This window comes from Marinobacter sp. (genome assembly GCF_041984545.1).
Lineage (GTDB): Bacteria > Pseudomonadota > Gammaproteobacteria > Pseudomonadales > Oleiphilaceae > Marinobacter.
In genome coordinates this window covers 11,600-34,970 of the sequence record NZ_JBHIXV010000018.1, presented here as the reverse complement: position 1 = coordinate 34,970, position 23,371 = coordinate 11,600, and the positions used below count along the sequence as shown (strand labels likewise).

At 60.0% G+C, this 23,371-nt stretch carries 23 protein-coding genes; 15 read left to right on the top strand and 8 right to left on the bottom strand.

What is annotated here, in order from left to right:
- The coding region (gene rluF, locus ACFC20_RS10270) for a 23S rRNA pseudouridine(2604) synthase RluF (protein ID WP_375192928.1) at positions 1-656 on the bottom strand (656 nt) is incomplete at its 3' end.
- A 135-nt stretch (positions 657-791) separates the two neighbouring features.
- Between rluF and ACFC20_RS10265 the strand changes: the two genes are divergently transcribed.
- The 3 genes from ACFC20_RS10265 to ACFC20_RS10255 are packed head-to-tail and all read left to right on the top strand — an operon-like array spanning position 792 to position 2,866.
- Positions 792-1,187, top strand: a complete 396-nt coding sequence (locus ACFC20_RS10265) for a hypothetical protein (protein WP_375192927.1) — start codon at positions 792-794, stop codon at positions 1,185-1,187.
- Positions 1,188-1,236: 49 nt separating this feature from the next.
- Positions 1,237-2,223 carry a CobW family GTP-binding protein gene (locus ACFC20_RS10260; RefSeq protein WP_375192926.1) on the top strand — a complete coding sequence of 329 codons (987 nt, stop codon included), beginning with the start codon at positions 1,237-1,239 and terminating at the stop codon, positions 2,221-2,223.
- 4 nt (positions 2,224-2,227) lie between these two features.
- Positions 2,228-2,866: a class I SAM-dependent methyltransferase gene (locus ACFC20_RS10255; RefSeq protein WP_375192925.1), complete on the top strand. Its 639-nt coding sequence runs from the start codon at positions 2,228-2,230 to the stop codon at positions 2,864-2,866.
- A 4-nt stretch (positions 2,867-2,870) separates the two neighbouring features.
- Here ACFC20_RS10255 and ACFC20_RS10250 read toward each other — a convergent pair whose 3' ends face one another.
- Positions 2,871-3,851, bottom strand: coding sequence for a PA2778 family cysteine peptidase (locus ACFC20_RS10250; protein WP_375192924.1), 981 nt, complete (start codon positions 3,849-3,851; stop codon positions 2,871-2,873).
- 33 nt (positions 3,852-3,884) lie between these two features.
- The gene (locus ACFC20_RS10245) at positions 3,885-4,286 is read right to left on the bottom strand and encodes a PA2779 family protein (protein WP_375192923.1); all 402 of its coding nucleotides are present in this window, start codon (positions 4,284-4,286) and stop codon (positions 3,885-3,887) included.
- A gap of 212 nt (positions 4,287-4,498) precedes the next feature.
- Here ACFC20_RS10245 and ACFC20_RS10240 point away from each other — a divergent pair, with 212 nt between their 5' ends.
- From ACFC20_RS10240 to ACFC20_RS10230, 3 genes are read left to right on the top strand one after another with little or no spacing between them, the layout of a single operon-like run.
- Positions 4,499-6,154: a serine/threonine-protein kinase gene (locus tag ACFC20_RS10240; protein ID WP_375192922.1), complete on the top strand. Its 1,656-nt coding sequence runs from the start codon at positions 4,499-4,501 to the stop codon at positions 6,152-6,154.
- The gene (locus ACFC20_RS10235) at positions 6,154-6,906 is read left to right on the top strand and encodes a PP2C family protein-serine/threonine phosphatase (RefSeq protein WP_375192921.1); all 753 of its coding nucleotides are present in this window, start codon (positions 6,154-6,156) and stop codon (positions 6,904-6,906) included. The genes ACFC20_RS10240 and ACFC20_RS10235 overlap by 1 nt, the downstream gene beginning before the upstream one ends.
- 13 nt (positions 6,907-6,919) lie before the next feature.
- Positions 6,920-7,270 carry an FHA domain-containing protein gene (locus ACFC20_RS10230; protein WP_091991307.1) on the top strand — a complete coding sequence of 117 codons (351 nt, stop codon included), beginning with the start codon at positions 6,920-6,922 and terminating at the stop codon, positions 7,268-7,270.
- Between the two features lie 22 nt (positions 7,271-7,292).
- Here the strand turns inward: ACFC20_RS10230 and ACFC20_RS10225 are convergent, their stop codons facing one another.
- From ACFC20_RS10225 to ACFC20_RS10205, 5 genes are all read right to left on the bottom strand, one after another.
- Positions 7,293-8,039 carry a glutamine amidotransferase gene (locus tag ACFC20_RS10225; RefSeq protein WP_375192920.1) on the bottom strand — a complete coding sequence of 249 codons (747 nt, stop codon included), beginning with the start codon at positions 8,037-8,039 and terminating at the stop codon, positions 7,293-7,295.
- 33 nt (positions 8,040-8,072) lie between these two features.
- Entirely contained in the window at positions 8,073-8,798 is a 726-nt protein-coding gene (locus ACFC20_RS10220) for a YebC/PmpR family DNA-binding transcriptional regulator (protein WP_091991300.1), read from the bottom strand.
- Positions 8,799-8,907: 109 nt separating this feature from the next.
- The gene (locus ACFC20_RS10215; protein ID WP_375192919.1) at positions 8,908-9,711 is read right to left on the bottom strand and encodes an MBL fold metallo-hydrolase; all 804 of its coding nucleotides are present in this window, start codon (positions 9,709-9,711) and stop codon (positions 8,908-8,910) included.
- A gap of 146 nt (positions 9,712-9,857) precedes the next feature.
- On the bottom strand, positions 9,858-10,286 hold the full coding sequence (locus ACFC20_RS10210) for an SRPBCC family protein (RefSeq protein ID WP_375192918.1): 429 nt from the start codon (positions 10,284-10,286) through the stop codon (positions 9,858-9,860).
- A gap of 103 nt (positions 10,287-10,389) precedes the next feature.
- The gene (locus ACFC20_RS10205) at positions 10,390-11,265 is read right to left on the bottom strand and encodes an AraC family transcriptional regulator (RefSeq protein WP_375192917.1); all 876 of its coding nucleotides are present in this window, start codon (positions 11,263-11,265) and stop codon (positions 10,390-10,392) included.
- A 168-nt stretch (positions 11,266-11,433) separates the two neighbouring features.
- On the opposite strand from ACFC20_RS10205, the gene ACFC20_RS10200 reads away from it, so the two are divergent.
- The 9 genes from ACFC20_RS10200 (at position 11,434) to ACFC20_RS10160 (ending at position 23,245) form a co-directional block, all read left to right on the top strand.
- Positions 11,434-12,927, top strand: a complete 1,494-nt coding sequence (locus ACFC20_RS10200) for a CoA-acylating methylmalonate-semialdehyde dehydrogenase (protein WP_375192916.1) — start codon at positions 11,434-11,436, stop codon at positions 12,925-12,927.
- 92 nt (positions 12,928-13,019) lie between these two features.
- The gene (locus tag ACFC20_RS10195; RefSeq protein ID WP_375192915.1) at positions 13,020-14,186 is read left to right on the top strand and encodes an acyl-CoA dehydrogenase family protein; all 1,167 of its coding nucleotides are present in this window, start codon (positions 13,020-13,022) and stop codon (positions 14,184-14,186) included.
- Between the two features lie 13 nt (positions 14,187-14,199).
- On the top strand, positions 14,200-14,979 hold the full coding sequence (locus tag ACFC20_RS10190) for an enoyl-CoA hydratase (RefSeq protein ID WP_375192914.1): 780 nt from the start codon (positions 14,200-14,202) through the stop codon (positions 14,977-14,979).
- A gap of 36 nt (positions 14,980-15,015) precedes the next feature.
- On the top strand, positions 15,016-16,089 hold the full coding sequence (locus ACFC20_RS10185; RefSeq protein ID WP_375192913.1) for an enoyl-CoA hydratase/isomerase family protein: 1,074 nt from the start codon (positions 15,016-15,018) through the stop codon (positions 16,087-16,089).
- 40 nt (positions 16,090-16,129) lie between these two features.
- Positions 16,130-17,017 carry a 3-hydroxyisobutyrate dehydrogenase gene (gene mmsB, locus ACFC20_RS10180; RefSeq protein WP_375192912.1) on the top strand — a complete coding sequence of 296 codons (888 nt, stop codon included), beginning with the start codon at positions 16,130-16,132 and terminating at the stop codon, positions 17,015-17,017.
- 205 nt (positions 17,018-17,222) lie between these two features.
- Positions 17,223-19,346: a type VI secretion system Vgr family protein gene (locus ACFC20_RS10175; RefSeq protein WP_375192911.1), complete on the top strand. Its 2,124-nt coding sequence runs from the start codon at positions 17,223-17,225 to the stop codon at positions 19,344-19,346.
- Positions 19,343-20,149, top strand: a complete 807-nt coding sequence (locus tag ACFC20_RS10170) for a DUF4123 domain-containing protein (protein WP_375192910.1) — start codon at positions 19,343-19,345, stop codon at positions 20,147-20,149. Before ACFC20_RS10175 ends, ACFC20_RS10170 begins: the two co-directional genes overlap by 4 nt.
- Positions 20,149-22,278, top strand: a complete 2,130-nt coding sequence (locus ACFC20_RS10165) for a LysM peptidoglycan-binding domain-containing protein (RefSeq protein ID WP_375192909.1) — start codon at positions 20,149-20,151, stop codon at positions 22,276-22,278. Before ACFC20_RS10170 ends, ACFC20_RS10165 begins: the two co-directional genes overlap by 1 nt.
- Positions 22,265-23,245, top strand: coding sequence for a formylglycine-generating enzyme family protein (locus ACFC20_RS10160; RefSeq protein WP_375192908.1), 981 nt, complete (start codon positions 22,265-22,267; stop codon positions 23,243-23,245). Before ACFC20_RS10165 ends, ACFC20_RS10160 begins: the two co-directional genes overlap by 14 nt.
- The last annotated feature ends 126 nt before the right edge of the window (positions 23,246-23,371 follow it).

The following is a 23,371-nucleotide window of genomic DNA, read 5'->3' as shown; positions in this document are numbered from 1 at the left end:
CCGGGCGCCAGGCCTTTCAGGCTCACGTTCATGATCCGGATCCGCTCGAGCCTGGTTACCTGATAGCCGAAGTGCTCGCACATGCGGCGAATCTGACGGTTCAGGCCCTGCACCAGGGTAATCCGGAACACAAACCGTGATTCCCTGGAGACCTTGCACTTTTTCGTGACCGTGCCAAGAATCGGCACGCCGCCGGCCATGCCCTCGACGAATTCCCGGGTTACCGGCTTGTCCACCGTCACCAGGTATTCTTTCTCGTGATTGTTGCCGGCTCGCAGGATCTTGTTGACCAGATCGCCGTTGCTGGTCATGAAAATCAGGCCCTGGGAGTCCTTGTCCAGGCGACCAATGGGAAAAATGCGTTCACTGTGGCCGACGAACCGCTGGATGTTGTCCTTTTCGGCGCTGTCCGTGGTGCTGACGATGCCCACGGGTTTGTTGAGGGCGATGAACACCAGATCCTCTTCCGCGCGTGGTTCGATCACCTGGCCGTTGACCTTCACGGTATCGCCCGGCAACACCTGGTCGCCGACAACCGCCCGTTTGCCGTTGATGAAAACGTTGCCCTGCTCGATGTAGCGGTCGGCCTCCCGGCGGGAGCAAAGGCCGCTTTCGCTGATGTACTTGTTCAGGCGCGTGGAGTTGCCAGTGGTCATCGGTTGTCCGGTTGCCAGTGAGAATGTCGGGCATGATAGCAGTCTGGCCCCCAGGTCGCAGCAGGGCTGGTTCTTTGTGGGCGTCTCTGCCATTCTTGGCGGCGCGTTCCACTAACCTCACAAAAACAGACCATCATGGAAAAGACCCGCATCACCATTGTTGCTGTCACCTGCATCGCCCTGTTCTTTCTGACCAACTACCTGTTCCGGTACCTGATCGGCTTCAGCGGATTGCTGGCGTCGCTGGTAATAGCTGCCCTGATCGCCGTCTACATGAGTTTCTCGGTGGCCCGGGCCCTGCAGCGCCTGCCCATGCCCGAGGAGAGGTCACGGGCGCTGTGGATCTACGGTGGCTTTCTTGGTGCCCTGTTTGCGGCCTTCGGTGCCTGGATGTTCCTGGACGGCGCCATGGACTCGGTCACCCTGGCCACCCTGTTCCTGCATTACCTTCCGTACCCGGCCCTGGCCCATGCGTTGTTGTCTGAGCGGGTGGTTGCCAAATTCCTGAAAAACGGAGGGGCGGAGCAGTAAATGTGTTATAGTATAACGCTTCCTTCAGCGCAGGAGCGCCATCGGTCTTATGAAACAGCCCATACCTACCAGCCTGATTCTCGGCTTTCTGGGGGTTGGTAAAACCACCGCCATCCTCGACCTGCTGAAGCGCAAACCGGAGAACGAAGTCTGGGCGGTTCTGGTGAACGAGTTCGGTGAGGTGGGCATTGATGGCGCCATGCTGCAGACCGAGGGCGCCTTCATCAAGGAAATTCCCGGCGGCTGCATGTGTTGTGTCGCCGGCCTGCCCATGCAGATCGGGCTCAACCAATTGATACACAAGGCGAAGCCGGACAGGCTGCTGATTGAGCCAACGGGGTTGGGGCATCCGTCCCAGATTCTGGACACACTGACCAGCGAGCACTACCGCGACGTGCTCGCCATGGGCCCGGTGATCTGCCTGGTGGACCCGCGCAGGCTCGAGGAGCCGAAGGTTCTGGGCAATGTCCAGTTCCGGGACCAGGTGGCGGCCGCCGATATTCTGGTGGCCAACAAGACCGATCTGTGCACACCGGAGCAACTTGGCCACTTCGATGAGTGGGCGGCCGAACTTGAGCCTGCCAAGCAGGCTGTCCATCACACCCGGTACGGGCAACTGGCCCCGGGCTGGCTCGATGGCCACTCCGATGCCCTGCCGGTCAGCGATCCGGGCGCCCATCATCACCATCATCATAAAAGCGGGTTGCCAGCAACCTCCATCGAGGAGGAACCCTGGCAGCAGGTTACCAACCAGGGGCAGGGGCATTTCAGCGTTGGCTGGCGCATTCATGCCGACAGGGTGTTGGATGAGAACGCACTGCTGGTCATGGCGATGGATTCGGCGTTTGTGCGTTTCAAGGCCGTTGTCCACACTGCCGAAGGCTGGCGCGCCATCAACGTCGCCGATGGAGCGCTCACGGTTATCGGCGCGGAGCCCCAGGAATGCAGCCGGGCCGAGGTGATTGCCTCGGATCAGATTGATGCCCGCGAGCTCGATGCTCGCATGAGGGCAGCGGCAGGGCTGTCCCCGAGGTAACGTCATGACACTGTGTCCAGTGTGCGAAACGTCGGCATTAGACGAGTTTCGGGTGGTGAACGATCAGCGTTATCTCCGCTGCGGTGTCTGCCTGGCCACGGTAATGGACGAGAAGTGCCGGCTCGCACCCGAGCAGGAGCGGCAGATCTACGAGCTGCACGACAATGACCCAGCCGATACTGGCTACCGGAAATTTCTTTCGAAGTTGACCGAACCCTTACTCCAGCGGCTGCCGCCTCAGGCTGCCGGCCTGGATTTTGGCTGCGGTCCCGGCCCGGCTCTGGCGACCATGCTTGAGTCCCGGGGCCTGACGGTGAGCCTGTACGACCCGTTTTTCCACCCTGCGCCAGAGGTTTTGTCAGAAACCTATGATTTCATCACATGCACCGAGGTGGTGGAGCATCTGTACGCTCCCGCCGGAGTGTTCCGGGAACTGGACCGCATGCTCAGACCCGGCGGCTGGCTGGCGGTGATGACCTGTTTTCAGACCGACGACGACCGGTTTGATAACTGGCATTATCGCCGCGACCCAACGCACGTGGTGTTCTACCGCGCTACCACCTTTGAATGGCTTGCGGCGAAGTACGGCTGGGTATTGGAGATACCGGTAAAAGATGTGGCGCTGTTCAGGAAGTCATCCTAGACACTCAGCGAGCACAGGCGGGCACCACGGGGCAGGTCTCTGGTTGCCCTGATGTGATACTCCCTGGCTCCCGGAGCAGGTCCGAATCCCCGAATCGTTCCGGTGCCAACTTGGCGGCACAGCGCGCGGCCTGTGAGGCGGCGGCTTTGCACTGCCTTGCCTCCAGCGCGTAGGCCAGATTGTTCCAGCCTTCGGGAAACTCGGGAAACTGTCTGGTCGTGCGCAGGAAATGCCCGATGGCCTCCTCCCGTTGACCCAGTTGCCAGGCCAGATTGCCCCGGGCCATGGGAACGGCGGGCTGGTTTGGCCAGGTGGCCTCGGCAGTCCTGTAGGCAATACCTGCAGCGGTTGTACGCCCGGTGGTCTCAAGGTCGTGGGCCGATTGCAGGAATCGCAGGGGCGTCGCCGTTGCCGGTACCTGCTCTGGTGGCAGAATGGTCACCGCCCATCGATCGGCCCGTCCCCAGGTGTTGCTGAACACTTCCAGGTCGACGGCTTGCTGCTCGCGGGTATCGGTGTGCAGAATGAGGTCGCGCTCCCGGGCGTCGTAGCCGATAACCACGGCAAAGTGCCATTGCGGCCACCAATCGAACCTCAGGTTCTGCATGACCAGTACCGGGTTGCCAGCCGCCACCTCTCTCAGAAGACTCTCCAGCGTTCCGTCCAGGGGATACACCAGCATTCCGTGCGCCCGGGCGCCAGCCACCATCTCCACCTGCAAGGTGCCCTCACGACCGGGTATGTAAACCAGCTCCTTGAGTACCTCGGGTTGCGTCTCCAGCCCCTGACTGTTGAGCATCATGGCCAGTGAGGCAGGGCCGCACTGGTAGCGCTCCTGGGGATAGAAGGGCACGTCCGCAAGCATCACCCGGTCCGGCAGCGAGGGTTGCCCCGGTGCTTGCGAGGACGGCCATTTTGGCGCGCTGGCACAGCCGGCCAGCAGGCTGACCACGATGATCAGGGTCAGCCTGAGGCGGGTGGCCATCTTTGTCGTGCACGTTACGGCCACGGTTTGCCGTTATCGGATGCAGTTGATGAAGGGGAAGATATTTGTGGCGCAGAGCATATCGGTAATGATGAACACCAGCAGGAACAGCACGATTATGCCTACCACATCCTGCCCGGCGGGCGCTTCGGCCAGCTGTTGCTCAAAATCCGCCAGTTCGGTTGGGGTGAGGTTCTGGATGCGTTCCTTCACCTGGTCCTGACTGACGCCCAGATCTGCCAGCTTGTCCTGCACATCCTGTCTTTCGAGCATGCTCAGTAACTGCTGTCGATCCAGCTGAACCTGTTGCTGCCCGATCATCTCGCCGGTTCCCACCATTCCGGCGGTCGCGGTGGCGGACCATACGGAGCCAAGGGCCATCATCAGGGCCATGAAAAACGAGACGTACCTCAGGTGCTTGCGAATTCCAGACATGGTTCACTCCTCGTTGTTGGCTGCGCTAAGCGCAGCGGTTATTTCCTTTCGGTTGCCCAGAAAGGACGGTAGATCCGCGTGTTCGGTTCCAAAAGTATAGGATACGTGACCCTGCTCCCACGTAAACAAACACTTACAAAAAAAACCCCGCTTGCAGTATCGAACTGCCGCCGTGCTTTCTAAACTTGCTGGATTCAAACGCCATAACAAAGATGCCTGTGAACGCTATTACCGCTCTTATTCCCCGCCTGTTCAGCCTGCGGGTCGTTGTGCTCGTTCTGGCTGCGGTGTTCGCCCTGGCCGGTGATCAGTTTGCCCTTGTGGGATGGGCTGACAGGGCGCTGTTCAGCATACTCGGGGTACCCGAGGGTGACACGCCGGGGGCGATACTGGCACCGGAGGCCCTGGGCCCGGCGATGGCCGACCGTGGGCTGTCTCAGCCGCCCTGGTCGGAGATGGCGGTGAGGGCAGGGCTGGCTGTAACGGCACTGTATCTGGTTCTGGCGGTGCCGCTGATGGGCGTCGCTGTTTCCCTGCCGGTCACCTTGCTGTTTGGCGGTTCGCTGGTGGTTATCCAGGCCGCGTTGATGTTCTATCACAGTGCCTGGGTTCCACTGGGCGTTGTCCTTACCCTTCTGGCGGCGGGCTTTGTGATAATGCTGTTCTGGCTGCAGCCGCAGAAGCACATCCGTGCGCTCACTGATAACGTGCGCGAGGCGCGTTTGCGGCTGTCCGGGCTGTTCCTGAAACAGGGCCACACTGATGAGGCTCTTGAGGCCCTGAACGGCTGCCCCACCTGCCAGGACGAGCTGGATCTGCGCTACGACATTGCCATCCAGCAGGAACGTAAACGCCAGTACGACAGGGCAGCGGATACCTACCGCAGTATCCTGGAGCGCCGGAGGGGTTTCCGCGACACTCCCGCGCGCCTGGCCGCGCTCGAGAAGCTTGTGCCGGAGACCACAACGCTGTCCCCGGGCAGCTTCGACAGCACCCGCACCCTGTTGATGCCTGAACCCTCGGTCAGCCGACCGACGCTTGGGCGCTATGAAATCGAGCGGGAAATAGGTCGCGGCGCCATGGGCGTTGTCTATCTGGGCAAAGACCCGAAGATTGCCCGCACCGTCGCCATCAAGACCCTGAGCTACCAGGCTCTCGACGACGGCCAGGTCGGGGATCTCAAGGAACGGTTCTTCCGGGAGGCGGAAGCGGCCGGGCGACTGAATCATCCGGCAATCGTCACCGTCTACGATGTCGGTGAGGAGGCAGACCTCGCCTACATTGCCATGGATTACGCCAGGGGGCGCCCCCTCAGTGACTTTGGCAGGGCTGGCCGGCTGCTGCCCCTGCATCAGGTTCTGGACATCATTGCCCGGGTGGCGGATGCACTGGCCTATGCCCACAGTCAGAAGATCGTGCACCGCGATATCAAGCCCGGCAATATCATCTTCAATCCGGACACGGGCGATATAAAAATCACCGATTTTGGCATTGCCAAGATTTCCGATGATTCACGCACCCGCACCGGTGCTGTCATGGGCAGCCCCCTGTATATGTCGCCGGAGCAGTTGAAAGGCCAGAAGGTAACCGGGGCGTCCGACATCTACAGCCTGGGGGTCACTCTCTACAAGCTGGTCAGCGGCGAAACACCCTACCAGGGCGATACCCTGGCAAACCTTACCTACCAGATTCTCAACAAACGGCCACGCAGTGTTCGGGAATTCAACCCCGAACTGCCTAACGGGGTGGTTCGCCTGATCAACAAGGCCATCCAGCGTGAGCCGGACAAGCGGTTTACCAGTGCCGCCACCATGGCTGAGGCCGTGCGCCGGCTCGCCGTGCGCGAAGCGCGCCAGGAGGTGTCCTGATGGGGTATCAGGTAGCCGGGCAGAGCCATACGGGTGCTGTCCGGAAATCGAATCAGGATGTTGTGGAGTGGCAGCTTTCCGAAGCAGCTGATCGGGCCCTGCTCGTGGTGGCCGATGGCATGGGGGGGCACCAGGGCGGTGAGGTTGCCAGCCGGCTGGCGGTTGATGCGGTTTTGGATGCCGCTGGCGAGGCGCTCACCTGCATGCCGCCGGATGCGCCGGATCACGAGATCAGGAAGATTCTGGATCGCGGCTTCGCCCTGGCCAACGACCGTATAAAGGCCCGCAGGGCGGAGGAGCCCGGGCTGGAAAAAATGGGCACAACCCTGGTGCTTGCCTGGGTGAGCGGCAGTCGGGCACACATTGCCCACATCGGGGACTCCCGTTGTTACCGTCTGCGCAAGCAGCAGGCCGTGTGCCTGACCCGAGACGACACCGTGGTTCAGAACATGCTGGAGGACGGCAGCATCACCCTGGCCGATGTGCCCCATGTGCCATTCCGGAACGTGCTGACCCGGGCGGTGGGATCTGTGGAAGAGGCGGCGCCCAGCCACCGCACGGAAATACTGGAGCCAGGCGATGCGCTGTTACTGTGCTCTGATGGCCTGACCGACTCGGTACCCGAAGACCGGTGGCCCGGGATTGTGCATGGTCACGACGGGCCTGCGTCTGCTGTTCAAGCCCTGATCGAGGCCGGTCTTGCCAACGGCGCCGGCGACAATGTGTCTGTGGTACTACTGACTCTGGAGTAATGAGGAAACTGACATGGCTTCATTTTCGCAACTGGTCGATAACGTTGTGGTGAACACCTTTGAGCTGAGCCAGCCGGAAACCCGAATCGGGCGGCGCCCGGACAACGACATCCAGATTGATGAGATCTCGGTAAGTGGCCAGCACGCGTTGATTGAGGCCGTCCCCAATGCCTATCTCGACGGTACCGTGGATTACTACATTACCGACAGCAACAGCACCAACGGCACCTTCGTGAACGAGCTGAGAATCAGCGGCCGACAGCGGCTGAACAGCAACGACGTGGTGCGTATTGGCTGGAATGAATTCCGCTTTATTGATGAAGAGGAGCAGGCCTTGGAGAAAACCGCTTACATTCTCGACTGAGCCAGGCTTGTAGAACCGCTATTTAGCGAATTCGATCCTTCACTATCTCGCTGAATCGGGGCAGCAGGGAGGAGGCATCAGGTGCCGGCTTCACGCCGGACATCAGCGCCTCCGCATCCAGCCCTTCCCGGAGCAGATCCGGCGCCTGAACCTTCAGGTAAGCGCTCATGACCGCATCGGTGAACTCGGGGTGAAACTGCACGCCCCAGGCGCAAGGGCCCACCCGGAAAGCCTGATGAGGCTCGAACCGGTTGCGGCCCAGCAGCACCGCGCCTTCGGGCAGTCGCAGCACTGATTGCCGATGTGTCAACTGGGCCGGAAACCGGGTGGGAAGGTCCCGGAACAGGGCGTCCGAGGCAGCTGCCGGCAGCAGCTCCACCTCGTGAGTGCCGGTCTCTCGACCTTTCGGGTGATACCCGGCTTCGCCCCCCAGAGCATGGGCCAGCAGCTGATGCCCGTAGCACACGCCCAGTACCGGTACCTCGCTTTCAACCGCCCGGACCAGCCAGCGGCCGGCATTTTCGCTCCACTCCGCGCGGTCGCTCACCATGGCGGGTGAGCCAGTAACAACAATACCGTCCCAGTCTTCAGGGTTGCCGGGCAGCTCCCCGGCTTCGGCGTTGGCAACGGTAATGTCCAGCTCGTCAGACAGCCCCCGCAGGAACCATTGATCAAAATCGCCAAACCGCGCCTTGAGGTCCGGATAGGTGGAGCCGGTTTTCAACACGACCACCCTGGCTTTGCGGATTCCTGAGGCGTTGCTTTGCATTCTGTTGTTGTCCTGCGTGGCTGGGCCAGAAGTTTACTGGTCGGGAAGTTCTGCGTTGTGGAACACGTTCTGAACGTCGTCCAGTTCATTCAGCATGTCGAGGAATTTCTCGAACATGGGAATGTCGTCGCCTTCCACCGGGGTGGTGGTCTTGGGCAGGAACTGGATCTCGTCCACCTCGAAATCGATGCCCTCGATGGCATCCACCAGGGCCTGACGCGCCTTGGCATACTCGGTGTTCGGAGTGAACACGGTGATCAGACCGTCTTCATTCTCGATATCGGTAACATCGACATCGGCTTCCATCAGCGCTTCCAGCACGGCCTCTTCATCGTCACCCTTGAACGCAAAGATCGCCGAGTGGTCGAACATATGAGCGACGGCGCCCGGAGTGCCGATCTTGCATTTGGTCTTGGTGAACGCCAGGCGCACATCGCCAAAGGTGCGGTTCGGGTTATCGGTCAGACAGTCCACGATCACCATGCAGTTGCCCGGTCCGTAGCCCTCGTAACGGGCCGGAGAGTAGTCTTCTCCCGCGCCGCCTTTGGCCTTGTCGATGGCCTTCTCGATCACATGGGAAGGCACCTGGTCTTTCTTCGCCCGGTCGATCAGACCACGGAGGGACAGGTTGGCCTGCGGGTCGGTGCCGCCGGACTTGGCGGCCATGTAGATCTCGCGGCCGTACTTGCTGTAGACCTTGGTTTTCGCCGCGGCCGTCTTGGCCATGGATTCTTTGCGGTTCTGGTAGGCTCTGCCCATTTGCGCTGCCTCTTGATGCTCGGGAAAGGGCCGGATTTTACTCAACATTGCCCGTTTGGGACAGGCTTATTTGGCCCCTTGTTCCAGCGCTTCGGGCGAGTGCCCGGCCTTACGACACATAGTCCACCGGGCGCCGGTAGTTCTCCTGCGTCATCAGGTCTATTCCGCACTCCATCTCGCTGACCCAGGTCAGGAAGCGATCGACCATCAGGGGCCCTTCAAACCGTTTCCCATGCTGGGGCACAATCATCGCCACGTCCATCCCCCGAATCATATCCGCCCAGAGGGCGCAGACTTTCCGTGAGCCAATGTAGCGGCGGTGAAAGCCCACCATGTTCGGGATGTGCTGGTCGAAGTCGGCCACCGGCAGGTGATCATCCGAACTGCCCATGGAGGCACCCAGGTCTCCGGAGAACAGAATCTTCGAGACCGGATCGTAGAACTGCAGGTTGCCTACCGAGTGCATGAAATGGGCCGGGAGGCATTGCAGATAGCTATCGCCAAACCGCACGTTGGCGCCGGCATCCGGCACACCGATGATCCGGTCGTACACGCTGCCGCTGAGCTGATTGGTCACGTAGCCGGAAACAAGATGCGGCAGGAACCGTGCCCAGAGCCGGGATGTCACGATTTTGGCCCGGGTGTGGACAATCCAGCGGTCGATGGCTCCGATGATGTCCGGGTCCTGGTGCGAGGCGAACACATAGTCCATATCCCGCAGATTCATGTAGCGCGACGCCGCGACCGAGAGCGGGGTGTAGGTGAGGTCGCCGCCCGGATCGATCAGCGCTTCGTGTTTGCCGTCCACAATCAGGAACTGGTTGGACTGAACGCCCTCACCGGTTACCAGGGAATCGAACATGAGGCACTTTTGGTGCCCGTTGTCGAACAGAACGATGGGATCGTTGGCCATTCCGGTCTCCCGCAGAAATCAAAGAAAACCGGCCACGGGGCCGGTTGGTGTAAGCTGTGCGGAGATTACAGAACTGACCAAAGCCAACAATTGCCTCAGGTCAATTACCTGATATTCCTCAAGTAACGTTTTGTTGGCGCCGGCGGTCAGGCCAGCTTGGGGACCCGTTTGATGCCCCGGCGAAGGCCTTGCTCGAGCGCCGTGCTCACCACCTTGCCAGTGAACGGTACGATGTCCTCGAAGGTGATGGTGTAGTTCAGCCGGGTGCCGCCATTGGGGGTTTCGTCGAACCGGATGCGCCCGTGGTGATTGCGGATCGGGCTTAGGCTGGTAATGGCGTATTCAATCAGGGAGTCCGGTTCGAAATTCAGCACAGTCTCTTCAAGTCCGATCGGACCGATACCGATCTTGCGAACCGAGCCGATGCCGTTTGGGTCGGCCTGGTCGCTGTCCTTGATTCGTTTCACCGGTGCACCAAGCAGTTTGCCAAAACGGTGGTGATCGGCGAACAGGGCAAAGACTTTTCGTCGCGGCACATCGAAGGTTTCATCAATTTCAATGGTATACATGGCCATGGGCTCACTCTTTCCGTTAGCAGATAATCCAAGCCTAACCCCTTGGCTCCTACAACAAAAGTCGTAGCAGGCGGCACATGCCAATCTGGCCCCCTGCGCGCTGTCAGTGTCTTGCGGTGTGGCGGTAGTCGCGCGGCGACTGGCCCATCACCTTCTTGAAAAGCCGGGAAAAATAATAGGCGTCGTCGTAGCCCAGGCGCCGGCTGATATCGGCGAAACTCGAGCTGGTGGTGTCGAGCAGCTGGCAGGCGCGCTCCACCTTCAGGTGCAGGAAATGCTGGATAGGGGAGGTGCCCGTCTGCTCCCGGTAACGGGTGGCGAAATGCGCCGGAGACAGGCCTGCCAGGTCTGCCAGTTCCTCAAGAGTGATGCGTTCATCCAGGTGCTCCCGCATGTAGTTGTGAATGGTGTCGAGCTCTGCCTGGCGTTCGTGCCCGGTTTCGTCGGCGTTAATTGGCACCGCGGCCAGCAACTGGCGAAGCCGGTTGGCCGCGTGGATCAGGCCCCGGGCCCGGAAGCCGGTCTGGCGTACCGACAGCAGCCCGTTGAAATCAACCAGCAGACGCGGCTGCCGGCCCAGATGGCGGATGCGCGTGGGACCGTCAAAACCCATGTAGTTCCGGAAATCTTCCGCCAGGGGGCCGGTGTAGTGCACCCAGTGGATGGTCCAGGGATTGTCCGGGTCGGCGGTGTAGCGGTGGTTGGCGCCGGCTGGCAGCAGGAGCAGGTCTCCGGCTTCCACGGTGTACGGTTCGCCCAGCACGTTCAGGAAAGCCTTGCCCTCGGTGCAGTAGATCAAAAGATTGTCGTGGTGATGCTCCCGGTGCATATGGTGCCCCGCCGCCCGGCGATAATGGCCAAAGGCCAGCGGATACAGGTCCCGCGTCAGCGGGTGGCTCGCCAATAGGCGAATAATTGGCTCCGGCACTACGTAACGGATGCTGTCCTTGGGCACCGGCCACTGGGATGTCTGGGTCATGGATTGCCCTGTTGGTTGTCTCGCTATCGAAAAATAATCCATCACGGGCGAAATTTAGTCAATCACCCATCCGGCGAACCCATGCTAGCCTTTTGGAAATCGTGGCCGTTCCCTCAGATGTGAAGGGTGCGGTCGGCCCCACGCACAACAACAAACAGGGATATCAACATGAAAAATGTTCCGCTGTATCTTGCAGGCGAATTCGTCGACAGCCAGACCAGTGAATGGATCGACGTTACCAACCCCGCCACCAACGAAGTGATCGCCAAGGCGCCGTGCACCACCGATGCCGAGATGCGCCGCGCCATCGAAAACGCCGGAGAGGTGTTCAAAACCTGGAAAGAAGTACCGGTGTCCGAGCGCGCCCGTGTGATGCTGCGCTACCAGGCCCTGTTGAAAGAACACCACGACGAGATCGCCGAAATCCTCTCCCAGGAAACCGGCAAGACCTTTGACGATGCCAAGGGCGACGTGTGGCGTGGCATTGAAGTGGTTGAGCACGCCGCCAACGTGGCTTCCATGATGATGGGCGAGACCGTTGAGAACGTGGCACGCGAGGTGGATACCCACTCCTGGATCCAGCCGCTGGGCGTGTGTGCCGGCATTACCCCGTTCAACTTCCCGGCCATGATTCCGCTGTGGATGTTCCCGATGGCCATCGCCTGCGGTAACACCTTCATCCTCAAGCCCTCCGAGCAGGATCCGCTGACACCGATGCGCCTTGCCGAGCTGTTCGAGCAGGCCGGTGCGCCCAAGGGTGTTCTGCAGGTGGTTCACGGCGGTAAGGAGCAGGTGGACGTACTGCTGACCGACCCCGCCATCAAGGCCGTTTCGTTTGTAGGTTCTGTACCGGTTGGCCGTTACATCTATGAAACCGGTACCCGCCACATGAAGCGCGTGCAGAGTTTCGCCGGTGCCAAGAACCACATGGTGATCATGCCGGATGCCGACAAGCAGCAGGTGATCAACGCCCTGGTGGGCGCCTCCGTGGGCGCCGCCGGCCAGCGCTGTATGGCCATCTCCGTGGCCGTGTTTGTGGGCGAGGCCCAGCAGTGGATTCCGGAACTGAAGGAAGCCATGGCGAAAGTGCGCCCCGGCGCCTGGAACGACTCCGGTGCCAGCTACGGCCCGATTATCTCCGCCAAGGCCAAGGACCGCATCGAGTCCCTGATTGCCACCGGTGAGGCCCAGGGCGCGAAGCTGCTGCTCGACGGCCGCGGCTGCACCGTGGACGGTCTGCCCGATGGCAACTGGGTGGGCCCGACCCTGTTCTCCGGTGTGACCACCGAGATGGACATCTACAACGAGGAAATCTTCGGCCCGGTACTGTCTTGTGTCGAGCTGGACAGCCTGGGTGAGGCCATCGAGCTGATCAACAAGAGCCCGTACGGCAACGGTGTGTCTATCTTCACCAGCTCCGGTGGTGCGGCCCGTCGCTTCCAGCACGAGATCGATGTGGGCCAGGTGGGCGTGAACATTCCCATTCCGGTGCCCCTGCCGTTCTTCTCGTTCACCGGCTGGAAGGGCTCCTTCTACGGTGACCAGCACGCTTACGGCAAGCAGGCGGTGCGCTTCTACACCGAAACCAAGACGGTTACGTCCCGCTGGTTCTCCAGCGAAGCGACCAGCTCGGAAGCCAACTTCTCGATCCAGTTGCGTTAATTGCGTTGAAGGTGGGGTGTTTGGGCCGGAACTCGTTTCCGGCCCCTTCTTTTCCCCTCTGAGCCAGGTTCTCTTTATTCTGGAGCGTAACGATGGACTTTAACCTGACCGAAGACCAACTGGCGTTTCGCGAGGCTGCATGGGCGTTTGCGGAAAAATCCATGGCGCCCCACGCGGCCAAGTGGGACGACGAGCACATCTTCCCGGTGGATGTGATGAAGGAAGCCGGCGAGATGGGCTTCATGGGCATGTATACCCCGGAAGCCCTGGGCGGCATGGGGCTGTCCCGGCTCGACACCTCGGTGATCGTGGAAGAGCTGGCCGCTGCCTGCCCTTCAACGGCGGCCTTCATCACCATTCACAACATGGCCACCTGGATGGTCGCCAGCTTCGCCTCCGACGACCTCAAGCAGGAAATCGTGCCCAAGCTGGCCAGCGGTGAATGGCTGGCGTCCTACTGCCTGACCGAGCCCGGCGCCGGTTCCGATGCCGCCAGCCTGCGGACCAAGGCGGTACGGGATGGCGACAGCTACGTGATCAATGGCAGTAAAGTATTCATTTCCGGGGCCGGTGCCACCGACATCCTGGTGTTGATGGCCCGCACCGGGGCGCCGGATTCCGGCTACAAGGGCATTTCCACCTTTGTGATCCCGGCGGACGCCGAGGGCATTTCCTATGGCAAGAACGAGGAAAAGCTGGGCTGGCACAGCCAGCCGACCCGGATGATCAGCCTGGAGAACGTGCGTATTCCCGCCAGCAACCGCGTGGGCGAGGAGGGCGACGGCTTTGCCATCGCCATGAAAGGCCTCGATGGCGGCCGGCTGAATATTGCTACCTGTTCCCTTGGTGGTGCCCAGGCGGCGCTGGTTCGCGCCCGCAATTACATGCACGAACGTGAACAGTTCGGCAAACCCCTGGCGGCGTTCCAGGCGTTGCAGTTCAAGCTGGCCGACATGGCCACCAATCTGGTCGCGGCGCGGCAGATGGTTCGCCTAGGCGCCTTCAAGCTCGACAACGCTGACCCGGAAGCCACGTTGCACTGTGCCATGGCCAAGCGCTTTGCCACCGATGCCTGTTTTGAGGTGGTCAACGACGCGCTGCAACTGCACGGCGGTTACGGCTACATTCGAGAGTATCCGCTGGAGCGTTACCTGCGTGACCTGCGGGTGCATCAGATCCTCGAAGGCACCAACGAAATTATGCGCCTGATTGTGGCCCGTCGTCTGCTCGATGACGGCGTGGCGGAAGCGATTCAATAACAAGGAGAATCCAATGAGCGATCTTATCCAGCTCGAAAAGCGCGGGCACATCGCGATCCTTACCATCAACAATCCTCCGGCCAACACCTGGACCAGGGATTCCCTGATCGCCCTGATCGACATCGTCCGGGGACTGAACGAAGACCGGAACATCTTCGCGCTGGTGATGACCGGGCAGGGCGAGAAGTTCTATTCCGCCGGTGCCGACCTGAAAACCTTCGCCGATGGCGACAAGGCCCGTGCCAACGAAATGGCCCAGCTGTTCGGCGAGGCTTTCTCCACTCTGGGACGTTTCCGTGGCGTTTCCATCGCCGCAGTGAACGGCTATGCCATGGGGGGCGGCCTGGAATGTGCCATGGCCTGTGACATCCGCATCGCTGAAGAGCATGCCCAGATGGCATTGCCCGAGGCCGGCGTGGGCCTGCTGCCCTGCGCGGGCGGCACCCAGAATCTACCCTGGCTGGTCGGCGAGGGCTGGGCCAAGCGCATGATCCTGTGTGGCGAGCGCGTCAAGGCCGACAAGGCCCTGCAGATTGGTCTGGTGGAAGAGGTGGTCTCCTCCGGCAAGAGCCTGGAGAAAGCCCTGGAACTGGCGGAAATGGCCTGCAAGCAGAGCCCGTCTTCCACCGCCCGCTGCAAGACCCTGGTAATGAGCGCCCGCGACGGCCGCAGCCACGATGACGGCTGGCGCATGGAGCGGGAACTGTTCGTGGAACTGTTCTCCACCGAAGACCAGAAAGAAGGCGTGAATGCGTTTCTCGACAAGCGCAAGCCGGAATGGAAAAACCGCTGAAGCCGGCGCCCGAACCCGCTGGCCCAAGGACCTGTTATGAGTGATCAACCGATTATCTTTGAAGAGTGGAAAACCGGCGACGGCGCACTGATCGCCGTGGCCCGGCTGAACACGCCCAAGGCGCTCAACTCCCTGTCCCTGGAGATGATCCGGCTGCTGACACCGCAACTGAAGCGGTGGGCGGACGACCCGGCGATCCAGGCCGTCTGGCTGGAAGCGGAGGGCGACAAGGCCTTTTGCGCCGGAGGTGACATCGTCGCCCTTTATCGCAGCATGACTGAGCCCCAGGGCGCCAGTGAGGGTGAGGCATTCTTCACCGAGGAATACGAGCTGGACTACCTGATCCACACGTTCGCAAAACCCATTGTGTGCTGGGGCCATGGCATTGTGATGGGTGGCGGCATGGGCATTCTGGAGGGGGCCTCTCATCGGGTAGTCACCGAAAGCTCGAAACTGGCCATGCCCGAGATCACCATCGGCCTCTATCCGGATGTCGGTGCCGGCTGGTTCCTGAACCGGACGCCGGGTCGCACCGGCCTGTTCCTGGGACTGACTGGTGCCCGCCTGAACGGTGCCGATGCCATTTTCACCGGCCTGGCCGACCGCTTTATCCGGCACGATCTCAAGGCCGACGTGGTGGCCGAGCTGTGCAAACGCAACTGGCAGGGCGAAGATCCCCATGCGGTGGTAGGCAGCGTGCTGCGCCAATATGAGCGGGAAAGCGCCGAAGCCATGCCGGAATCGCCGGTGCGCATACACTTTGATGAGATCAACCGGGTAACCGACGCCGACACCCTGGAAGCCACCGTGGACCAGCTCAAGGAGCTGTCCGGCGGCGAGGGCTGGGTCGCCAAGGCCACCCGTTCGCTGGCAGGGGCCTCACCCACGTCTCTGGCCCTGGTGTGGCGCCACCTTCATGGCTGCAGGCACAACAGCCTCAAGGAAGTGCTCGACAAAGAGCTGGAGCTCTCCACCAAGTGCCTGAGCAAAGGCGAGTTCGCAGAAGGCATCCGCGCACTGCTGATCGACAAGGACCAGCAGCCCCGCTGGCGTTATGCGTCCCTTGCCGAGATGGACAGCGCCTGGATCGAAGACTTTTTCAAAGCGTAATCCGACCAACATTCAGACTATAAGAACAAGGGGAATGAACATGGCAAAAATTACCTTCATCGGCCTCGGTAACATGGGCGGCCCCATGGCCAGCAATCTGGTAAAAGCCGGCCACGAAGTGACGGTCTTCGACCTGTCCAAGGACGCCGTTGCTGCCCTCGTATCCGAAGGCGCGAAAACCGCGGACACTGCCCACCAGGCGGCCAATGGCGCCGAGTGTGTGATCACCATGCTGCCGGCGGGCCAGCACGTGGAAGCGGTGTACCTGGGCGACGACGGCCTGCTGGCGAAGCTGCCGGCCGGTACCCTGGTGATTGATTCCTCCACCATTGCGCCGGAGACTGCCCGGGGCGTAGCCGAAGTGGCCCGTGCCAAGGACATTCCGTTCCTTGATGCGCCCGTGTCCGGCGGTGTCGGCGGTGCCAAGGCGGGTACGCTGACGTTTATCTGCGGCGGTGCAGAAGAAGCGTTCAACCAGGCCAAGCCGATTCTGGACGCCATGGGCAAGAACATCTTCCACGCCGGTGACCACGGCTCGGGCCAGGTGGCCAAGATCTGCAACAACATGCTGCTGGCCATCCTGATGGCCGGTACCAGCGAGGCCCTGGCACTGGGCGTGAAGAACGGCCTGGATCCGGCGGTGCTCTCGGAAATCATGAAGCAGAGCTCCGGCGGCAACTGGGCGCTGAACGTCTACAACCCGTGGCCGGGTGTGATGGAAGGTGTGCCCGCCTCACGCAACTACGAGGGCGGGTTCCTGGTGAACCTGATGACCAAGGATCTGGGCCTGGCCTTCGACAACGCGGTGAAGAACCAGGCCTCCATTCCCATGGGCTCGCTGGCACGTAACCTGTTCCAGCTTCATGCCGGTCAGGGCAATGGCACCCTGGACTTTTCCAGCATCCAGCGGCTCTACAAGCCGGAATAAATCGACGCCAGAGAAAACAGGGGCGGGTGAAGCGTTCACCCGCCCCTGTTTTTGTTTGAGCCTCAGGTTGAGGCCCTGTCACTGGATTTTCTCAGCCAGTGCTGGTACTTTTCCGGCCAGTTGTTGTCCGGTATCGCGACCACGGATCTGGTTGCTTTGACGATGCCGGGAGCAGGACATAACCATACCTTCAGGGATTGAAGATATGCCTCAGGCAAGTGGATTGCAGTTTACCGCCCGCGTTGGCGATCTCCCTTCTGATCTTTTCTCAGTGGTTGGCTTCACGCTCACCGAGCGCCTGTCCGAGGTGTTTACGGGGCGGCTGGAGCTGGCAAGTTTTGATCCGTTGATCCAGGCCTCCGAGCTTCTCGAACAGCCGGTGGATCTGGTGGTCTGGCAAGATGGCGAACCGCTGCGGCGCTTCACCGGCGTGGTCAATGAATTCGCCCGGGGCGACACCGGCCACCGGCGCACCCGCTACGAACTGGTCATCCAGCCGCCCCTGTGGCGCCTGGGGTTGATGCACAACAGCCGGATTTTCCAGACCCGAAGCACCGACGCCATCGTGCGCACCCTGCTCGAAGAGCGGGGCCTGATCGACACCGTTTTCGATCTCAAACGCCCGCCGGCAGAGCGGGAGTACTGCGTGCAGCACCGGGAGAGCGACCTGGCCTTTCTGGATCGCCTGGCCGCCGAGGAGGGCTGGCACTACCGCTCCGAACACGGCAGCGTGGACGGCGACACCCAGCCCGCCCTGATAATCGCCGACCACCACGGCGATGCCCCGGTGCTCGAATCGGCCCGGTATAACGCCCAGGCCGGCGGCAGCACCCGGCAGCCGGCCGTGTTCCGGTTCCGGTATGAAGAGCGAGTACGCGTGGCCTCCGTGGCCATGAAGGACTACACCTTCAGGAACCCCGCCTACGCCCTGATGCATGAGCAGGCTGCCGGAGAATTAAATCATCGGGAAGACTACCAGCACTACGACTACCCCGGTCGCTTCAAGGCCGACGCCAGCGGCCAGCCCTTTACCGAAGCCCGCCTGCAGGCCCTGCGCAACGACGCCAGCACCGCCGCCGGCGACAGCAACCGCCCGGACTTCAGCGCTGGCGCCAAAGTCACGCTCACCGACCACGACAGCGATACCCTGAACCGGGACTGGCTGCTGACGTCGGTGACCCACACCGGCACCCAGCCCCAGGCACTGGAAGAAGAGGGCGGCAGCGAACCCACGAGCTACCACAACCGGTTTACCGCCATTCCCGCCGACCGTACCTGGCGCCCGCAGACCCCACATCGCCCGCTGATGGACGGCCCGCAGATGGCCATCGTGACCGGCCCGGAGGGCGAGGAGATTCATTGCGATGAACACGGCCGGGTGAAAGTGAGATTTCCCTGGGACAGATACAGCAAGAACGACGAACACAGCAGCGCCTGGCTGCGGGTCAGCCAGGGCTGGGCCGGTGGCCAGTATGGCTTCATGGCCCTGCCGAGAATCGGCCACGAAGTGATCGTCTCGTTCCTGGACGGCGACCCGGACCAGCCCATCATTACCGGAAGAACCCACCACGCCACCAACACGCCGCCCTACGCGCTGCCGAAACATAAAACCCGCACCACGCTGAAAACCAAAACCCACAAGGGCGAGGGCAGCAACGAGCTGCGCTTCGAGGACGAAGCAGACCAGGAACAGATCTACATCCACGCCCAGAAGGACCTGGACCTGCTCACGGAAAACAACCGCACCGAAGTCATCAAAAACGACAGCCACCTGACCGTGGAGAACCATCGGTTCAGCCACATCAAGGGCAACGATCACGGCACGGTGGACGGTGAACGTCGTGAACGAATCGGCGGCGACTACAGCCTTACGGTAAACGGCAGCCACCACAGCAAACAGGGCAGAAACCAGCTCATCGAGGCGGGCAGCGAGATTCACCACAAGGCGGGCATGAAAATTGTGATCGAAGCCGGTGCGGAAGTGACCCTTAAGGCCGGTGGCAGCTTTGTGAAGGTGGATCCGAGCGGGGTGACGGTGTCCGGTCCGCTGGTGCGGATGAATTCCGGCGGAGGGCCAGGGAGTGGTAGTGGGGTGGCGGCTCAGATGCCGGCTCAGCCTAACGGTCTGGATGAGATCTCGGGTAGCACGCCGCCGCCAGCGCTTGCGCAACCCGATACGCGGTCAGATTTCGGCCCTTCTCCGAGCTCCGTGGAGGCGCTGAGGACAGGAGCGTCCAAGGATGTCGCCCTTATCAAACAGTGCGGCCGGCAAGCCGATGGAAGCTGCTCCCTGGCCGCTTGCGCCTGTGACGAATGGGTGACCGCATGACGGAGCTGGGCATTGATCTGCGGTCCCGGGCTTTCCTCCTGCTGGACGGTGCGGCATTCGATGCACCCCGATTTGTTTACGAGAACGACGACCAGCCTGAGATTGACTACCTGTTTCTGGGCACCCGCCATCAGGCGGCGCTGGAGGTCAGTCCCTGTCTGGTTAAGCCCTCGGAAACGAGTCGTCTCTGGCAGAAACAGAATGATTGGCAGCATAAGGCCGTCGTTGTGCTCGCTGAGGAGGAGCTGCCGGTTATTGCCGGGCACCTGCGAAGCCTGCTGAGTGTGGCCTTGCCAGACGGAGGCTACTCCTATCTTCGCTTTTACTCTCCAAGGGAGCTTCGCCGCCTCATGCTGGCGCTTAATGATCAGGAACGAGAGCGCTTCAGTGGCCCGATCCGTGAGTGGTTGGCGTTTCAGCCAGAGGGAAACTGGCGTTCTTTCCGGGCGGGGACTCTGCAGCCGGCAATGACTGCCTCGGATGAAGGATGGTTTGCGCTCACTGACAGGCATCTGGAAGTGTTGGCGGAGGACGCCCGGGAGGAGTTTCTGGGCAGGCTCGGGCGCTTTCTCTCGATCAATGATCAGCCTCGGCTGGCCAGACTGTTGCAGGAAGCAAACGGGCTGGGCTTTCGCTCAGAAAAGGATGTCAGCCGGTATGCGGAACTGGCGGTGACTCACGGCAACAGAATCCGTCTGCCGGAATGCCAGGCGATCCTCTCAAATTTGAGCCTGCCGAGTGCAGCGCGCCTCACTGAACTGGATCAACATCTGGCCTACGGATTGGCACAAGGAGGTGCTTGATGACGTCTGAATACACGGTTCGCTCCGGCGACACTTTGAGCGCAATCGCTCAGCGATACCAAACCACGCTGACCAGCCTGCTGAGGCTGAATCCCGGCATCGAAAACCCGGATCGCATCTTCCCGGGGCAGCTACTCAAATTGCCGGCGGCCAACGATCCCGGATTTTCCAGCTGTGAGGTGGGCGAGGTGGTTCAGGCGCCTTCCTGTGCTGAGGAAATTGTGGAAGTTGTTCACGCCACCGGTTCCGACGAGCTGATTCTCCTCACCGAGGACGAGCTCTCCGAGTGGCTGGAGGAAGAGGAATTCGTTTGTGGGCCCATAAACGACTTCTACAAGAAGCTGGAAGGCCTTGATGATGGGGAAACCGACTCGGAACTGGCCGCCACCGAAGGTGAGGGAAAGCTGCTGACTGAGGTCCAGAAAGAAAAGGAGCGACTCCTGACCGAGCTTGAGACGCGCTCGGTGTTGACCAACGACATGCAGACCCTGCCGCCGATCACTGAGATCAAGCGGTTGGCTGGCGACAAACACGTTACCTTTGTGCGCTCAGACAAAATGAAGAACCACCGTCGCCGCTATTCCATAGCGGGCAGAGACCGGCAGCGTAGCAAGGGATGGTTGACCGAAAACGGCGTGGATCCGGCGAAGTTACGGGACGCCATCCGAAGTGAGCTCAACATCAAGTTCAACGCAACGCTGTGGGAGCCGGATAAGAATGGCGCGCTGATGACGACGTTGAACAAACTCTACGATGAGGCATCCTGGTCGATCTGGGGTGACGCCGGGGCCCGCCAGAAAGCCGTGGATGAAACCGGTTTTGATGCCTCCGCAGAAGCACAGTTCATGCGCTTCGCTGCGGGTGCGACGGCTTCTGGTGAATTCGATCCGCGAAAGGGGTTGGTGCATTTCCAGGCAAAATTGGAAGGGCAGTATGCGCTGGCCCAGGGAAAAGTGGGTGTCGAGCAGGCGTTCCCGGTAAATAACCGTTCGGAAATTCGGGTTCCGTACCGGGTGGGTGGATGGGACGGCGAGCGAAAAGTCGCTTCATTGGGACACTTCCAGGCGGCTATCCAGGCATCGCTGAGCGGATTTGCTGGCGCATCCGCGGTTATCGCAGGGAATGTCCATGTGTCCACTACGGATGGGTTGCCCACTGTCAAAGGCATTGCGGCTCGGGAGCACGGACAGAAAGCCGGCGGTGAGGCCGGTGTTTTCGCCGGAATTCGTGGCGGTTGTGAGGTTTCTGGTGAGTTGCGGTGGAAGGATGTATTAACCGAGGAGAGAGAGTGGGACCGACTTTGCGTTATTGGAAAGAAGGTTGAGGGTGCTGCCGGAATTGGAGCTGAGTTTGATTTACGTCTGGAATTCAGTGATACCACTGGTAAGTTCTATTTTAATGTACATGCCGGTATCGTCTTTGGCGTTGGCGCATCGGGAAGTTTCTTGCTCGAAGTAGATCCGCAAAAGATTTCGACAATGCTGCACTACGTATACAAAGCACTTGGAGATGTCGATTTTAGATATTTGGAATTGTTTGATCCTTTAACCGATGCCTTCGGTTGGTACGGTCGTTTGACCATGTATGCATTGGGAACTGGCTTAAATCTCTCTGTTGCCGCGGCACAAATTGCAGAGCATGGAACCCAGATAGCCTTCGATTACTTTAATGACCTTTCGATATCGCTTTCTTCGGCACTGGACAGAGAGCGGAAAGCAACTGAGATTGCCGAGTGTATTATTCAGGACGCTGATAGAGGTGAGGAAAGTGTTTTACGTCATTCGCCACCCGAGACTAAGGCAAAACTGTTGTACATCTTAACGGACGATTTTTGGCTGACTCCCAAGTTGTTCGATGGCACTAGAACAAGGGTTCGTGCTGTCGCATTGATTTTAAGTTCAATGCAGGGATGGAGAGATTTTGAAGAGACATTGGTGCGCGCGAATAAAAACGGGCAACCTCTCGAGCAGGAACTCGATGAAAACATCCGCAACGTTTTTAATTTCATTGGTAAAAACTTTAATGACTATCAGCTCTATCGAAAGGTTCTGGTCGGGCAAAGGGCTAATCTCGTTGGCCCCGTGCAACTCGATCCGTTCTCAGCTTGTAGAGTTTGTGGAATCGCCTAGAGATCAAAAACGTATGTTTTATGGATTAAGACTTTTTGTTCTTGCGGTCGCATTTGGGCTTGCAGCTGGCTGTTCAAGTTCAAACCAAAATCCAAGTGAAAAAAACGATATCTCTCAGGTCTTGGAGCGCTCAGAGGCGGACCTCATTTTCGTAGCGGGCGGACAGTTCAAATTGGGTGATATTGGCAATGACTCCGGGGGTGCTTTCGTTCCCTTGCAGCAGAACAACAAACCGCCAACTGCCGTCGTGCTGGATGGTTTTTCGATTCAGAGCAAAGAAGTTACTTGGGCCGACTTTCTGGCGTATCTACATGATGTTGATAGAGACGAAATCTATACAGTTGAAAGCGGATTTAAAAACGCTGTGAGGATTCCGATTGTGGCCAACAACGACCCGCTATCTCCGAATTTTGCTGAAAAGCCCGCGCGAAGCCCCAATTACTCTGAGGCCGAGAATTACTGCGAGTGGTTGGCAGATAAAACGGGGCATCCTTACGCATTACCGACGGAAGCCCAATGGGAGTACGCGGCCAGAAACCGGGGCAAATCGATCGCCTACGCAACAAACAACGGAAAATTGGAGATTGATACCTATTTGCAAAGATCGCCAGTTGACCCTTTGGTGCCCGTGAAGGGAAACGTGCTCATCCACTCATCCTTTGAGACGGAACGGAGACCGGTAGGCTCATATCCTCCTAACCCGCTCGGTATCCACGATATGACGGGAAACGTCCCTGAGTGGACCAGGGATTGGTACTATCCCGGGTTCGGCCATCTGGATAGAGTAAATCCTGTTGCAGACGACCCAAACGAATCCGAACCGGACAAGAAAGCAGTCCGTGACCTCGCCGGTTACGGGGATCACTCGGGTGGATTGGCAACGGTTTACGCCCGGCGGGCTGTGAGTGTTGACTCTCCGAATCAAGGCTTCCGCTGCGTGGTAAACCACCCTGAACCTATAAACTGAACCGGGGGAGGTAGCCGGGTCTTTAGGTATATGGTTCACATAAACCCCACGTAACCCTCCCGAAAGTGCGCCCAATCGCCTCGATCTGTAGACTGACTCTTTTGGCCCGGGGTTTCCGCAGGTCAG

Excerpts from the sequence above, each read along its gene's own strand:
- ACFC20_RS10190 (WP_375192914.1), top strand. The coding sequence starts at position 14,200 with ATGAGCGATCTTATCCAGCTCGAAAAGCGCGGGCACATCGCGATCCTT.
- mmsB (WP_375192912.1), top strand. The coding sequence starts at position 16,130 with ATGGCAAAAATTACCTTCATCGGCCTCGGTAACATGGGCGGCCCCATG.
- ACFC20_RS10220 (WP_091991300.1), bottom strand. The coding sequence starts at position 8,798 with ATGGGCAGAGCCTACCAGAACCGCAAAGAATCCATGGCCAAGACGGCC.
- ACFC20_RS10215 (WP_375192919.1), bottom strand. The coding sequence starts at position 9,711 with ATGGCCAACGATCCCATCGTTCTGTTCGACAACGGGCACCAAAAGTGC.
- ACFC20_RS10205 (WP_375192917.1), bottom strand. The coding sequence starts at position 11,265 with ATGACCCAGACATCCCAGTGGCCGGTGCCCAAGGACAGCATCCGTTAC.
- ACFC20_RS10200 (WP_375192916.1), top strand. The coding sequence starts at position 11,434 with ATGAAAAATGTTCCGCTGTATCTTGCAGGCGAATTCGTCGACAGCCAG.
- ACFC20_RS10240 (WP_375192922.1), top strand. The coding sequence starts at position 4,499 with ATGCCTGTGAACGCTATTACCGCTCTTATTCCCCGCCTGTTCAGCCTG.
- ACFC20_RS10250 (WP_375192924.1), bottom strand. The coding sequence starts at position 3,851 with ATGGCCACCCGCCTCAGGCTGACCCTGATCATCGTGGTCAGCCTGCTG.
- ACFC20_RS10210 (WP_375192918.1), bottom strand. The coding sequence starts at position 10,286 with ATGGCCATGTATACCATTGAAATTGATGAAACCTTCGATGTGCCGCGA.
- ACFC20_RS10175 (WP_375192911.1), top strand. The coding sequence starts at position 17,223 with ATGCCTCAGGCAAGTGGATTGCAGTTTACCGCCCGCGTTGGCGATCTC.
- ACFC20_RS10245 (WP_375192923.1), bottom strand. The coding sequence starts at position 4,286 with ATGTCTGGAATTCGCAAGCACCTGAGGTACGTCTCGTTTTTCATGGCC.
- ACFC20_RS10230 (WP_091991307.1), top strand. The coding sequence starts at position 6,920 with ATGGCTTCATTTTCGCAACTGGTCGATAACGTTGTGGTGAACACCTTT.
- ACFC20_RS10255 (WP_375192925.1), top strand. The coding sequence starts at position 2,228 with ATGACACTGTGTCCAGTGTGCGAAACGTCGGCATTAGACGAGTTTCGG.
- ACFC20_RS10185 (WP_375192913.1), top strand. The coding sequence starts at position 15,016 with ATGAGTGATCAACCGATTATCTTTGAAGAGTGGAAAACCGGCGACGGC.
- ACFC20_RS10260 (WP_375192926.1), top strand. The coding sequence starts at position 1,237 with ATGAAACAGCCCATACCTACCAGCCTGATTCTCGGCTTTCTGGGGGTT.
- ACFC20_RS10235 (WP_375192921.1), top strand. The coding sequence starts at position 6,154 with ATGGGGTATCAGGTAGCCGGGCAGAGCCATACGGGTGCTGTCCGGAAA.
- ACFC20_RS10225 (WP_375192920.1), bottom strand. The coding sequence starts at position 8,039 with ATGCAAAGCAACGCCTCAGGAATCCGCAAAGCCAGGGTGGTCGTGTTG.
- ACFC20_RS10165 (WP_375192909.1), top strand. The coding sequence starts at position 20,149 with ATGACGTCTGAATACACGGTTCGCTCCGGCGACACTTTGAGCGCAATC.
- ACFC20_RS10195 (WP_375192915.1), top strand. The coding sequence starts at position 13,020 with ATGGACTTTAACCTGACCGAAGACCAACTGGCGTTTCGCGAGGCTGCA.
- ACFC20_RS10170 (WP_375192910.1), top strand. The coding sequence starts at position 19,343 with ATGACGGAGCTGGGCATTGATCTGCGGTCCCGGGCTTTCCTCCTGCTG.
- ACFC20_RS10265 (WP_375192927.1), top strand. The coding sequence starts at position 792 with ATGGAAAAGACCCGCATCACCATTGTTGCTGTCACCTGCATCGCCCTG.